11 protein-coding genes are annotated in these 13,373 nt (G+C 66.4%); 7 read left to right on the forward strand and 4 right to left on the reverse strand.

Annotated elements, in window-relative coordinates:
* Positions 1 to 75: 75 nt before the first annotated feature.
* Both AC1DGI_RS04435 and AC1DGI_RS04440 read right to left on the reverse strand, forming a co-directional pair.
* Positions 76 to 1,368, reverse strand: a complete 1,293-nt coding sequence (locus AC1DGI_RS04435) for an aminotransferase-like domain-containing protein (RefSeq protein WP_441402196.1) — start codon at positions 1,366 to 1,368, stop codon at positions 76 to 78.
* A gap of 144 nt (positions 1,369 to 1,512) precedes the next feature.
* Positions 1,513 to 2,076, reverse strand: coding sequence for an NAD(P)H-dependent oxidoreductase (locus AC1DGI_RS04440; RefSeq protein ID WP_476897915.1), 564 nt, complete (start codon positions 2,074 to 2,076; stop codon positions 1,513 to 1,515).
* 125 nt (positions 2,077 to 2,201) lie between these two features.
* Here AC1DGI_RS04440 and AC1DGI_RS04445 point away from each other — a divergent pair, with 125 nt between their 5' ends.
* The 6 genes from AC1DGI_RS04445 (at position 2,202) to AC1DGI_RS04470 (ending at position 10,400) form a co-directional block, all read left to right on the forward strand.
* Positions 2,202 to 2,846 (forward strand): TetR/AcrR family transcriptional regulator, encoded by a 645-nt coding sequence (locus tag AC1DGI_RS04445; protein WP_476897916.1) that lies wholly within the window; start codon positions 2,202 to 2,204, stop codon positions 2,844 to 2,846.
* A gap of 362 nt (positions 2,847 to 3,208) precedes the next feature.
* Positions 3,209 to 4,192 carry an ABC transporter permease gene (locus AC1DGI_RS04450; RefSeq protein ID WP_476897917.1) on the forward strand — a complete coding sequence of 328 codons (984 nt, stop codon included), beginning with the start codon at positions 3,209 to 3,211 and terminating at the stop codon, positions 4,190 to 4,192.
* 5 nt (positions 4,193 to 4,197) lie between these two features.
* Positions 4,198 to 5,199 carry an ABC transporter permease gene (locus tag AC1DGI_RS04455; protein WP_476897918.1) on the forward strand — a complete coding sequence of 334 codons (1,002 nt, stop codon included), beginning with the start codon at positions 4,198 to 4,200 and terminating at the stop codon, positions 5,197 to 5,199.
* The gene (locus AC1DGI_RS04460) at positions 5,196 to 7,439 is read left to right on the forward strand and encodes a dipeptide ABC transporter ATP-binding protein (RefSeq protein WP_476897919.1); all 2,244 of its coding nucleotides are present in this window, start codon (positions 5,196 to 5,198) and stop codon (positions 7,437 to 7,439) included. The genes AC1DGI_RS04455 and AC1DGI_RS04460 overlap by 4 nt, the downstream gene beginning before the upstream one ends.
* Positions 7,440 to 7,499: 60 nt before the next feature.
* Complete coding sequence (locus AC1DGI_RS04465) at positions 7,500 to 9,209, forward strand: ABC transporter family substrate-binding protein (protein WP_441400222.1); 1,710 nt, start codon at positions 7,500 to 7,502, stop codon at positions 9,207 to 9,209.
* Between the two features lie 135 nt (positions 9,210 to 9,344).
* Positions 9,345 to 10,400, forward strand: coding sequence for a Gfo/Idh/MocA family protein (locus AC1DGI_RS04470; RefSeq protein ID WP_476897920.1), 1,056 nt, complete (start codon positions 9,345 to 9,347; stop codon positions 10,398 to 10,400).
* An 87-nt stretch (positions 10,401 to 10,487) separates the two neighbouring features.
* Here the strand turns inward: AC1DGI_RS04470 and ald are convergent, their stop codons facing one another.
* Positions 10,488 to 11,606 carry an alanine dehydrogenase gene (gene ald, locus AC1DGI_RS04475; protein ID WP_441400234.1) on the reverse strand — a complete coding sequence of 373 codons (1,119 nt, stop codon included), beginning with the start codon at positions 11,604 to 11,606 and terminating at the stop codon, positions 10,488 to 10,490.
* A 244-nt stretch (positions 11,607 to 11,850) separates the two neighbouring features.
* Between ald and AC1DGI_RS04480 the strand changes: the two genes are divergently transcribed.
* Positions 11,851 to 13,071: a PucR family transcriptional regulator gene (locus AC1DGI_RS04480; protein WP_441400226.1), complete on the forward strand. Its 1,221-nt coding sequence runs from the start codon at positions 11,851 to 11,853 to the stop codon at positions 13,069 to 13,071.
* Positions 13,072 to 13,080: 9 nt separating this feature from the next.
* Here the strand turns inward: AC1DGI_RS04480 and AC1DGI_RS04485 are convergent, their stop codons facing one another.
* A complete protein-coding gene (locus AC1DGI_RS04485; RefSeq protein ID WP_441400228.1) occupies positions 13,081 to 13,356 on the reverse strand; it encodes a hypothetical protein in 276 nt (91 codons plus the stop codon).
* Positions 13,357 to 13,373 lie beyond the last annotated feature (17 nt).

Consider the following 13,373-nt stretch of genomic DNA (forward strand, 5'->3'; position numbering starts at 1 on the left):
GGGACTCCTCTGGTCAAGGCATTTTGGTCAGGTCGTTCGGGTCAGGGGCCATTCAAGCCACAGCAATGCTTCAGGCTACAACGCCGCGACAGCTTCCCGCAGGACCGGCGCCAAGCGCCGCACCCCTTCCTCGATCGCGTCGGGCGGCACGGCGCTGAAGGCCAGCCGCAGCTTATTGGACGGCTCGTCCGAGTGCGTGAAGGCGGCCCCGGGGATAAATACGACGCCGGCGTCGATCGCCTTCTGCAGGAGCGGGTAGGTGTCCACGCCCTCGGGGAGCGTGACCCAGACAAAGAAGCCGCCCTCGGGCCGCGTCCAACTAAGGCCCGCGGGCATGAATTTCTGGAGCGCGGCCAGCATGGCTTCGCAACGTTCCTGGTAGAGCCCGCGGTAGGTGGCGATCTGGCCGAGCCAGTCGTAGTCGCGCAGGTAGGCGGAAACGAGCATCTGGTTGAGCGTCGGCGGGCACAAGGTGACCGCCTCCGACGCCAGATAGTAGCGCCGCTGCAGGTGGGCCGGGACCAGCGCCCAGCCGATCCGCAGCCCCGGGGCGAAGATTTTGGAGAAGGAACCCATATAGATCACGTCGTCCGGGTTGCCGGCGCGCAAGGGGGTCAGCGGCCGGCCGTCGAAGCGGAGCAGGCCGTAGGGGTTGTCCTCCAGAACCAGAATATTCGCGTTGCGGCATATATCCACGACCTGCTGCCGGCGGTCGGCGGCGAGGGTGATCCCGGAGGGGTTGTTGAAGCTTGGGATCGTGTAGAGGAATTTGATGCTCTTGCCCGCGGTCTGCAGGGCGGCAATCTTCGCCTCGAGGAGGTCCGGCACAATCCCATGCTCGTCCATCGGCACGGTCCCCACCTCGACCTGGTAGGCCTCGAAGGTGTTGAGCGCACCCACGTACGTGGGATCTTCTACCAGGACAACGTCGCCCGGATTGCAGAAGACCTTGGTCGCGACGTCCTGGGCCGACTGAGAGCCGGCCGTGATGACGACGTTTTCGGGCTTCGCGTCGAGGATCCCCTCGGCCGCCATGACCTCACAGATCTGCGTGCGGAGCTCCTCGGTGCCTTGACCGCCGCCGTACTGCAACGCGGTCAACCCCTGCTCCGCGATGATTTCAGCGGCCGACTGGCCGAGACGCTCCAACGGGAGCGACTGCAGGTAGGGGCTGCCGCCGGCTAGCGAGACGAGGCCCGGCCGCAGCGAGATGTCGAAAACGTCCCGGACGGCCGATTGCTTGATGTTTGCTGCGCGCTCCGAGAAAAGCCTCTCGTGGCGGTGGGCGGACGTAGCCGCACGTTCGATTGCGTCAATTGCCTCGGCCGGAAGAATCTTTGCGGCGGCATCAAGTGTTTCGTTGGTCACATCTGTAGGATACAGGCCGGGGTTGTCGCTGGGGAAACTTTTGTTGACTTAGCTCGCCGGTGCGCGTGGCCCTGGCCCACGAATGCGGGACACCCCCGGCAGCGGGTGCTGCCGGGGGTGTCCCGAAGTGCTGTCCTGTGTCGCTTAGGCTGCTTCGCCGGTGCGGGCTTCGGCGAGGGCCACAAATACGCCCTTGATCTGCTCGACTACCTCTGCGTCGTCCTTCGGGTGGACCTCGGCGAACCGGACCATCGAGCCGGGGACGGCGAGCTTGACGTCGTCAAGCACCTTGGCGCCGGCGATGCCGACAGCCTTGCGGGCCTCGTCCTGGGCCCAGACGCCGCCGTACTGGCCGAATGCGGTACCGACGACGGCGGTGGGCTTGCCGCTGAGGGCGCCGGCGCCGAAGGGGCGGGACAGCCAGTCGATGGCGTTCTTGAGCGGGGCGGGAACCGTGCCGTTGTACTCGGGGGTGACGAGCAGCAGGGTGTCGGCGTCGTTGGCGGCGGCACGCAGCGCGGCTGCGGCGGCGGGAACCTGGCCCTCGACGTCGATGTCCTCGTTGTAGAACGGGATGTTGCCGAGGCTCTCGTGGATGAGGACCTCGACCTGCTCGGGAGCGTTGAGCTGAATGGCTTCGGCGAGCTGGGCGTTGGTGGAGCCGGCGCGCAGGCTGCCGACCAGGGTGAGGACAGTATTGGTGGTCATGTGAACTCCTTGTAGAGCGCCGCGGAGATTCCGGCGGCTGGATGATCGCGGAGGCTGGTGTGGCCTTCATCTAGGCTAAACGGACTGCGGTCCGTTTATTATTCCCCGACGCTACAATGGGCACTGTGAGCCTCATCCCAATCCGCCCCGGCGCCGTGCCCGGGTCCCGGTCCGGCAGCCGCCCCGGCGGCCAGACCGGCGCCGAGCCGGAGCGCCGGGATGCTGCCCGCAACCGCGAGTTGCTGCTTCGGTCCGCCCGGGAACTCGTCGCGGAGTGCGGGGCGGACGGCCTCACCATGGACACCCTCGCCGCCCGCGCTGGCGTGGGCAAGGGGACCGTGTTCCGGCGCTTCGGCAGCCGGGCCGGCCTGATGATGAGTCTGCTCAGTGAGGCCGAGGCCCAGTTCCAGGGCCGATTCATGTTTGGACCTCCGCCGCTGGGGCCGGGTGCCCCGCCCCTGGAGCGGCTCATTGCCTGCGGTGCGGAACGCATCGGCTGGGTAATGGAATGCGGCGAGCTCGCACGGGCGGCGGACACGTCGGCTTACAACCGCTTTGATGTACCCGCAGCGGTCCTGTGGCATCGGCATCTGGAAGTCCTGCTGCGCGAAGCCGGGGTCAGCGCGGACCTCCGGCTGATGGCCGGCGCCCTGAGCGTCACCCTCGAGCCGGAACGACTCCTGCACTTGGTCCGGGTCCACGGCGTGGCCCCGGCAAGCCTCGTAGAATCGTGGCGGGAGCTCGCCACTCGGGTTGTGCGGGGCGCGTAGGCTACGCGACTCAGCGCCCTCCGCCAAGTCAAATCAATTCAAAGGAATTATTCATAACGATCTGGTAGTGCGGATACCGTTTCCCGCCGATTCGGGCGTCGGGCCAAGATCCTTATGTGATAGCTTCCTCTGGAATGTGACCCGCAACATAGCCCTTCGAGGGGCTGGCCGAAGGGCTTGCGGGCGGTCAGGCACCCGCTGGCCGTGATCCCGGACCGGCAGCGGAGACCCCGCGCGCGAAGGGGACGACGGAAGGATCTTTGCTGTGAACGTTGTAACAACCCCGGCTCCCGGTCATGATGGTCCGGCCTGCCCGGTCATGCCCAACATTCCGCAGGCAACGGCAATCCTGAGCTAGTCCCATGCTCCGATACCTTGGCAAACGTGCCGTCACCTATGTGTTCATGATCTTCCTGACCACCAGTGCCGGATACTTCCTGGCGGTCACCAGCCTGCAGCCGGCGCTGCTGGAGCAGGAAAAGATCCCCCGCCCTACCCCCGAGCAGGTCGCGAACTCTTTCCGGCTCAAGGGCCTCGACCCGGCCCTGAGCCCGTGGGAGCGGTATGTCGACTGGCTGACCGGAATTGTCACCCGCTGGGACTGGGGCCGCAGCCCGAACGGCGCGTTCGTCAACGCCGAGTTCGGTGACCGGGTCTGGATCTCCACCCGGTTGTTCCTGGCCTCGATCATCCTCACCCTGATCATCGGCGTCGCACTTGGCGTCTACACCGCGGCCCGGCAGTACAAGTTCTCCGACCGCGCGATCACCTCATACAGCTACCTCGTGTACATCGTGCCGGCCCCTATCGCGTACTTCCTGGTCCAACTCGGGGCGATCAACATTAACGAAACCGTGGGCGAACGCCTCTTCTTCGTCACCGGGATCTCCACGCCGGGACTGGACGGCGACGGCTGGGCCCAATTTGTCGACATGCTGGCCCACTACGCCGTGCCCACCTTTGCCATTACGATCGTGGGCTGGGGCGCCTACCAGATCGCACAGCGCCAGTACTTGCTGGACAACGTCAACGCCGACTTTGTCCGCACTGCCCGCGCCAAGGGCCTGACCCGCAACCAGGCGATCACCCGGCACGCGCTGCGCGTCTCGTTCATCCCGGTGGCCCAGAGCATCGCGTTCACTATCCCCGCGATCTTCGCCGGCGGATTCTTCGCGGAGAAGATCTTCGCCTGGCACGGCGTCGGCTCCTGGAGCATCGACGCCATTGCACTGCAGGACGTCAACGCGGCCACGGCCACCCTGGCCTACGGTTCCGTGATTTTCGCGATCGGCGCGATCCTCGCCGACTTCGCGACCACCCTTGTCGACCCGAGAGTGCGGGTGTAGTAGCCATGACCAACCTGAACACCGTCGATCCCGCCGCGGTCGCCGAAGAATCAAAGATCGAGAACAGCGACGTCGTCATCGCGAAGTCGCGGATCATCCTGCGGCGGTTCCTGCGCAACAAGACCGCCGTCGCCGGCCTGGTCATCTTCGTCCTGCTGACTGTGCTCTCCCTGATCGGCGGCACGTTCTCCAGCTGGGACAAGGAGACAATCGACTCGCTCAACATCGGCATGGGGCCCTCTGCGGAACACCTGCTGGGCACCTCCCAGGCCGGCATCGACCTCTACGCCCTGACCGTGGAAGGCACCCGGGTTTCCATCCTGATCGGACTCGTCGTCGGGCTGGTCTCGGTGCTGATCGCGGCGGTGTACGGCTGCACCATGGCCTACTTCGGCGGCAAGGTGGACAAGGTCATGTTGTTCGTCCTGGAAGCCCTGATCATGATGCCGGCCCTCCTGGTGGTCGCGGTGGCCACCAGCGGCGGCGGCGAGGGGCTCAAGAAGAACCTCCCCAGCTGGCTCCTGCTGATCATCGTGCTGCTCGTCTTCAGCTGGATGGGAACTGCCCGGCTGATCCGTTCGCTGTCCATGTCGCTCATGCAGCGTGACTTCGTGAAGGCCGCGCAGTACATGGGCATCCCCGCGCGGCGCATCGTCTGGCGCCACCTGGTGCCCAACATCGGCTCCCTGCTGGTCCTCGACATCACCCGCGGCGTGACCGGCGCGATCCTTGCCGAGGTCGCGTTCTCCTTCATCGGCATCGGCATCAAGGTTCCGGACGTGAGCCTTGGCGTGCTGATCGGCCAGGCCACCTCCCAGGTTTCGACGTTCCCGTGGATGTTCTGGGTGCCGCTGACCGTGATGTTCCTGCTGACCGGGTCGCTCGCCATGATGAACGACGGGTTGCGCGACGCGTTCGACCCGAGTTCCAGTTCCATCGGCAGCGCCAAGAAGACCAGCGCCAAGAAGTACGCCAAAACGATCAGTGCGAAGAAGATGACCCCATGAGCAGCGAGACCACCGCCACCGGCCCCAGCACCGCGGAACGCCTGCACATCGCCGGGCTGCACACCGCCGGCAGGCACTCCACAGATGCCCCGGCGGGTGCCGTACTCTCCGTCCGCGACCTTAACGTCCGCTTCAATACCGAGAACGGGGTGGTACACGCGGTCCGCGGCATCGACTTCGACCTGCTGCCGGGGAAGACCCTGGGCATAGTCGGCGAGTCCGGCTCGGGCAAATCCGTCACCTCCATGGCCATCATGGGCCTGCTGCCGCAGACCGCCGAGGTCACCGGCTCGGTCCGGCTCAACGGCACCGAACTGCTGGGCCTCAGCGACAAGGCGATGTGCCGGTTCCGCGGCAACGACCTCGCGATGGTCTTCCAGGACCCGTTGTCCTCGCTGACACCGGTCTACACCGTGGGCAGCCAGATCATTGAGGCCCTCACGGTGCACAACCCCTCCATGAGCAAGCAGGCCAAGGAGGCGCGCGCCGTCGAACTGCTGGGGCTGGTGGGCATCCCCAGCCCGAAGGACCGGCTCAAGGCCTTCCCGCATGAATTCTCCGGCGGCATGCGCCAGCGCGTGATGATCGCCATCGCGATCGCCAACAATCCGCGCGTGCTGATTGCGGATGAGCCGACGACGGCGCTGGACGTCACCATCCAGGCGCAGGTGCTCGAGGTGCTGCACACCGCGCAGGAGGAAACCGGCGCCGCCGTCGTGATGATCACCCACGACCTGGGCGTGGTGGCCGGCATGGCCGACGACATCATGGTGATGTACGCCGGCAAACCGGTGGAGACCGGCAGCGTTGATGACATCTACTACAACCCGCGGATGCCCTACACCATGGGCCTGCTGGGCGCCGTGCCCCGCGTGGACGTGGCCGAAAAGTCCTCGCTGGTGCCGATCGAAGGCATACCGCCGAACCTCACGCACGCGCCCACCGGCTGTTCGTTCGCGCCACGCTGCCCGCTGGTCAGCGAGGCATGCTTGCACGGCGAACCGGCGCTCTGGCCGGTCGGCGGAAACGGCGACGGCACCCGGGAACACCAGGCCGCCTGCATCAAGTCCGGCTCGCTGGGGGGCGAAGTGGATGTCCACGAGATCTTCCGCGCCCCCGAAGTCCCGGTGTCCAGGTTCGACGAGATTCCGCGCGGCGACCGCAAGAGGGTCCTGGAGCTCAAGGACGTCAAGAAGCACTTCCCGCTGTTGAAGGGCGCACTGATCAAGCGCCGGATCGGCACGGTCAAGGCCGTGGACGGCCTGAGCTTCGATATCCGCGAGGGCGAGTGCTTCGCGATCGTCGGCGAGTCCGGTTGCGGCAAGACCACCACGCTGCTGGAGATCATGGAGTTCCACAAGGACCAGGACGGCGAGGTGGTCATCGGCGGCCTGAGCAACAAGACCGCCTCGGACGCCAAAACCAAGGCCGCCATGCGCAAGGAACTGCAGATGGTGTTCCAAGACCCCACCGGAGCCCTGGATCCGCGCTTCACCGTTTACGAGGTGCTGGCTGAGCCGCTGGAGAACTCGGGGATGCCCAAACCGGCCATCCGCAAGCGGATCATGGAGCTGATGGAGCTCGTTGGCCTGCAGCCGGACCACGTGAACCGCTTTCCGAACCAGTTCTCCGGCGGCCAGCGCCAGCGCATCGGCATTGCCCGCGCCCTGGCGGTAAACCCCAAGCTGGTGGTCCTGGACGAGCCAGTGTCCGCGCTCGACGTCTCGGTCCAGGCCGGCGTCATCAACCTGCTGGACAAGCTCCGCGCCGAGCTCGGCCTCAGCTACCTGATGGTGGCCCACGACCTGTCCGTGGTGCGCCACATCTCGAACCGGGTGGCCGTCATGTACCTCGGCAAGATCGTGGAGATCGGGGACGTCGACAGCGTCTTCGACAACCCGCGCCACCCCTATACCCGGGCACTGCTCTCCGCGATTCCGGTGCCGGACCCGCAGTTGGAACGCACCCGCGAACGCATCATCCTGCAGGGCGACCTGCCCTCGCCGCTGGATGCGCCGAAGGGCTGCAACTTCGCCACCCGCTGCCCCGTCTTCGCCGCGCTCCCGGCCGCCAGCCAGGAGAAGTGCCTGACACTGGAGCCGCCGCTGGAGCTGGCGGCCGCCAGCCCGGCTGCCGGGGACGCCGCCGGGCAACGGGACGGGGACGCCCCAACAGACCAGCAATTCGCCTGCTTCTACCCGGACGGCGAACTGGATACGGACATGCTCGTTGTCCACTAAACCGGCTGACTTACCCGTCAGACGCTGCACTGCACAGATAAGAAAAATGAGGGGAAACACATGAAGAATCTGACCAAGATCGGCGGGGTAACCGCCGTCGTGGCAGCGCTTGCGCTGACCGCCTGCGGTGGCGGAGGCGCGGCAAAGGGGCCCGACGCCGGAAAGGGCCAGGACGCGGGAAGCGACCTGTCCAAGCTCATCAGCATCAATGCCAAGGATGCAAAGGACCTGCAGCCGGGCGGCACCGTCACCCTGCCGCTGGGCAACATCGGACCGGACTTCAACGGCTTCTCCAACAACGGCAACAGCGCAGACAACACCGCCCTGCACCGGCCGATCGACCAGGCCGGCACCTGGGGGTGCTGGAACTTCGACTTCGACGGCACCGCCACACCGAACAAGGATTTCTGCGAAGACGTCAAGAGCGATGTCAAGGACGGCAAGCAGACCATCACCATCAAGGTCAATGACAAGGCCACCTTCAACGACGGCACACCGATCGACGTCAAGACCTTCGAAAACACCTGGAAAATGCTCAACGGGCAGAACAAGGACATCGACATCGTCACGTCCGGCGCCTACGAATTCGTGGACTCCGTCAAGGCCGGCTCCAGCAACAAGGAAGTTGTTGTCACCACCAGCCAGCCGGTCTACCCGCTGGACGCGTTGTTCACCGGCCTGATCCACCCCGCGGTCAACACCCCGGAGATCTTCAACGACGGCTTCACCGGCGATATGCACCCGGAATGGATGGCCGGACCGTTCAAGGTGGACAAGTACGACGCCGCCGCCAAGACCGTCACCCTCGCCCAGAACGAGAAGTGGTGGGGTGCCAAGCCGGTCCTGGACAAGGTGGTCTTCCGCCAGCTCGAGAGCAGCGCCCAGATCGCCGCCTTCAAGAACGGTGAAATTGACGGCGTCTCCGCCAACACCATCACCCCGTACAAGCAGCTCGACGGCACCAAGAACTCCGAGGTCCGACGCGGCCAGCGCCTCTTCGCGGGGGGCCTGAACATCAACGCCCAGAAGGCGCCGATGACCGACGTCGCGATCCGCAAGGCCATCTTCACCGCCGTGGACCGCGAAGCGCTGCGGAAGGTCCGCTTCAACGGCCTGAACTGGGACGAAACCAGCTCCGGATCGATGATGCTGCTGCCGTTCTCCCCGTACTACCAGGACAACTACCCGGTCACGGAGACCGGCCCCGACGCCGCCAAGAAGGTCCTCACCGACGCCGGCTACAAGGCCAACGCCGCCGGTTTCATGGAAAAGGACGGGGTTCCCGCCGCCTTCAAGATCAGCAACTTCGGCGACGATCCCACCACGCTGGCGTTTGCCCAGACCCTGCAGAAGCAGCTCCAGGCCGGCGGCATGGACGTCGGAATCGACCAGCGGGCTTCCGCCGATTTCGGCAAGGTCCTGGGCAGCCGCGACTTCTTTCTGAGCGTCTCCGGCTACACCGTCGGCGCCGACACCACCGACTCCGTCAAGCAGTTCTACGACTCCAAGACCAACGAGAACAAGCTGGGCGACGCCGAACTGGATGCGGCGATCAAGAAGCTCTCCACCATTGCCGACAACACTGAGCGCAACAAGGCGGCCATGGACGTTGAAAAGAAGCACATGGCCAAGTACTTCTCCATGGGCGTGGTGATGAACGGTCCGCAGATCTCCTTCGCGCGCACCGGCCTCGCCAACTACGGTCCCTCGCTGTTCAAGAGCCTGTCCCAGGTCCCGGACTGGACCACCATCGGCTGGGAAAAGAAGTAACCCACCCCACTCCGACGCTCCCTCACTTCTAGCCGCTTTTCGGGCGACGCTCCCTCACCTTTTGGGGGAGCGTCGCCCGATTTGTTGCGAAATCTGAGGGAGCGTCGGGTGAGTGGGCGGGGGTAGCGTGGTGCCATGACAGTTGACGCCACCCGGCCCATCCGCACCGCCGTAGCCGGGTTCGGCCTCTCCGGCAGCGTGTTCCACACCCCGCTCATCGCAGCCAACCCGGCCTTTTCCCTGGACACCATCGCCACGTCCGACGCCGGCCGGACGGCGTCCGCCGCGGCCCGCTACCCGTCGGCCAGGATCGTCGACACTCCCGCGGAGATCCTCGAACTGGCCGGCAGTCTGGACCTGCTGGTGCTGGGGACGCCGCCGGCCACCCACTACCCGCTCGCGAAAGCCGCACTGCAGGCTGGCCTCGACGTCGTCGTCGATAAGCCCTTCACGGTGCGCAGCGACCAAGGCGCGGAACTGATCGGACTCGCCGCGCGGCTCGGCCGGGTGCTCACCGTCTTCCAAAACCGGCGCTGGGACGGGGATTTCCTGACCGTCCGCGGACTGTTGGACAGCGGCGTCCTGGGCCCCGTCACGCGGTACGAATCAAGCTTTGAGCGCTGGTCGCCCGAGGTCACAAAGGCCTGGAAGGCGGCGGCCGGCACCGACGACGGCGGCGGGGTGCTGTTCGACCTCGGCACCCACCTGCTGGACCAGGCTGTGCAGCTCTTCGGCCCCGCCGCTGTAGTTTACGCCGAACTGGCAGCCCGTCGGCCCGGCGCACCTGCGGACGACGACGTCTTCGTGGCCCTCCGGCACGAATCCGGGGTCACCAGCCACCTCTCGATGAACCTGCTCTGCGCCCAGCAGGGCCCGCGGTTCCGTCTGCTGGGCAGCGAAGGCGGTTTCACGAAGCACGGCGTCGACCCGCAGGAGCCTTACCTGGCGGCAGGCGGAGGCCCGCTGGACGCCGACTACGGGGTGGAGGACCGGGAGTGGGCCGGGCTGCTGGGCCGCGACGGCCACCTGGAGCGCCTGCCCAACGAACGAGGCGCCTATCCGGAGTTTTACCGGATTCTGGCGGAGAAGCTTCACGACGGCGGGGCCAGCTCGGCGCTGCCCGTCCCGGTAAACCCGGAGGACGCCGTCGAGGTCCTGAAGCTGATCGAACAGGCCCGGGCGCTGGCCTGACACGGACTTAAACACCAAACGGCTGCTCCGTAACTGCCCTTCTGGAGGTCCAAAAGGGCGGTTACGGAGCAGCCGACGGGGTATTCGCTACGCGGAGACCAGCTGGTGCCAGTCGGAGACGAGGGGCAGCTGGTGCGCCTCGGAGACCGAGTGGTGGGCCACCTTGCCCGCGGCGATGTTCAGGCCGGCGGCGAGGGCGGCGTCGCGCTCGAAGGCGGCTTTGACGCCCAGGTTCGCCAGCGAGACGGCGTAGCGCAGCGTGACGTTGGTCAGCGCGTAGGTGGAGGTGTTCGGCACCGCACCGGGCATGTTCGCCACGCAGTAGAAGATCGTGTTGTGGACCTTGTACGTGGGTTCCTGGTGCGTGGTCGGGTGCGTGTCCTCGAAGCAGCCGCCCTGGTCCACGGCGATGTCCACCAGCACCGAGCCGGGTTTCATCCGGGAGACAAGCTCGTTGGTAACCAGCTTCGGGGCCTTGGCGCCGGGGATGAGCACGGAACCAATCACGAGATCGGCATCGACCACGGACTTCTCGATCTCGTAGGCGTTGGACGCGACCGTCTTCAGCCGGCCCTGGTACTGGGCATCGAGCTCGCGCAGGCGGTTGATGTTGATGTCCAGGATGGTGACGTCAGCGCCGAGGCCCAGGGCCATCGCAGCGGCGTTGGTGCCGGCCACGCCCGCACCCAGAACCACGACCTTGGCCGGACGCACGCCCGGGACGCCGCCCAGCAGCACGCCCTTGCCGCCGGCAGGTGCCATCAGCGAGGTGGCGCCGACCTGGACGGACAGCCGGCCGGCCACCTCGGACATCGGGGCGAGCAGCGGCAGGGACCGGCCGTCCTGGACCGTCTCGTAGGCGATCGCGGTGACGCCGGTGTTGATGAGCTCCTGGGTCAGCTCCGGCTCCGCGGCCAGGTGGAGATAGGTGAAGAGGATCAGGCCCTTGCGGAAGCGGTGGTATTCGGCTTTGACCGGTTCCTTGACCTTCATGACCATGTCGGCACGGGTCCACACGTCATCGGCGTCGGCGACGATCTCGGCGCCCGCGATGGCGTATTCCTCATCGGTGATGCCGGAACCCAGGCCGGCGCCGCGCTCCACCAAGACGGTGTGGCCGTGGGTGCGGAACTCGTGCACCCCGGCGGAGGTGATGGCCACGCGGAATTCGTTGTTCTTGATTTCTTTAGGGACACCGATGATCATTTTGGGGCTCCAGTGCTGGCGGCCGGTGGGCCGGGTTTTGCGGGGGAAGTTGTGGTTCAAGAATAGAACCGGCTGTGAGGCAGGCTACAGACCGTCCGGCCCCGCTGCGGGGCCGATCCCCGTGATTGCGGGAATTTTGAAAAGCCAAGCTCGACATGTGTCGACTCACGGAACGTCAGGTGTCGCCTGCTGTCCGTCGGCTTGTTCCTTCGCCGCCGGACCGCCGGGGCAGTAATGTGGCAGCATGCAACAGCCGGATGTGGAGCAACTCGTGGAGCACGTGGCCCTGAGGCTGGGCCGCGGACTTTCGCTCGAAGACCTCGACGGCGTCCTGCTCGCCTACAGCTCCAACCAGTCGCATGCGGACCGGGTCCGGGTGAACTTCCTGCTCAGCAAGCGCGTTCCGGTGGATGTCAGCGCCTGGCAACTCTCGCACGGCATCGCGACGGCGGTACGCCCGGTAGTGGTGCCGGCGAACGAGGAACTGGGAATGCTTGGCCGGGTCTGCGTACCGCTGCTGGTCCGCGGGTTCCGGGTGGGTTATCTCTGGGTCCAGCTCGACGCCGAGGAACACACCGGCGGTTCCGTGCTGGCCCAGCTCCCGGACGTGGAACGCGAACTGGAGCAGCTGTCCGCGTTGCTCCTGGACTCGAACACCGCCGAATCCGAGTTCCGCCGGCGGCGCGAACAGGAGTTCCTTGCCGCCTGCCGGGGCGAGGCAAACGCCGTCGCCGCCGTCGCGGGCTGGAAGGAAGTCCAGGGCCGCGGGCCGTGGCAGCTGGTGACGGTCCTCGACGCGGACGGCTGGGCCGAGGGCTCGGACCCTATCGCCGCCACGCTGATCCACCGCTCAGCCGCCCTGCAGGCCACCATCGGCGTGGATGCCGCCTTGTTCAGCGCCGGGACGGAGACGCACGCCGTCGTGCTGTTCAAGGAGTCCACCGGACGGGCCGACCACGCCCAGGTCCTGGTGCATTACCAGCTGGAACTTGCCAAGCGCGGCGGCCGGCCGGTCCGCCGGATCATCCTCGGCACGTCCGAGGGGTTCGCACGCCCGCGCGAGCTGGCCGAGGCGTACCGGCAGTCCCGCCAGGCGGCGCAGGCCGCGGCTGTGGACCCCCAGCTCGGTGAACTCGTAGACTCCCGCGGCACCGGCCTGTACCAGTTGCTGGCCTCCGTGGGCGGCGGTGCCGGCGCGTGGGCGGATGCCGGCTCCGTGTACTTCCGGATGCTGGAGGAGCACGACCGCAACGGTGAACTGCTCCCCGTGCTGGAACTCTTCTATGACAACGACAGCTCGGTCCAGGAGGTGGCCGCCAAGCTGCACCTGCACCGGAGCAGCATCTATAACCGGCTCGGCCGGATCCGGCAGGTGCTGGGCGTCGATCCGCTCAAGGGGATGGTCCGGCTGGAGCTGCACGCGGCGCTGAAGGCCCGGCGCTGGGCCGTGCGGCCGAGGATCTGAAGGTTGGGGTTAGCGGTCGTCCCGGAGGACCGGATCCTGCTCGCCGTCCGGGCGGGCCGCGACTGGCCGCGCAGACGGCCGGGTTGTCTCTCGAGCGGTTTCCCGCGCCCCGTGTTGCCTGCGGCGCGATATCCGGCTGTCGGTCCACAGTGCCACGGCCACGAACGCGACGCAGCCGGCCATGAAGGCCGCGGTGTAGTTCAATCCCATCGCGGTTCCGAGGATGCCGGTGAGCACCAAGGCGGCAATGCCGGCCAGGATGTGCCACCCTCTGAACTTACCCACGATTCAAGCGTAACCCC

The organism is Arthrobacter sp. 05N428_2 (assembly GCF_056397065.1).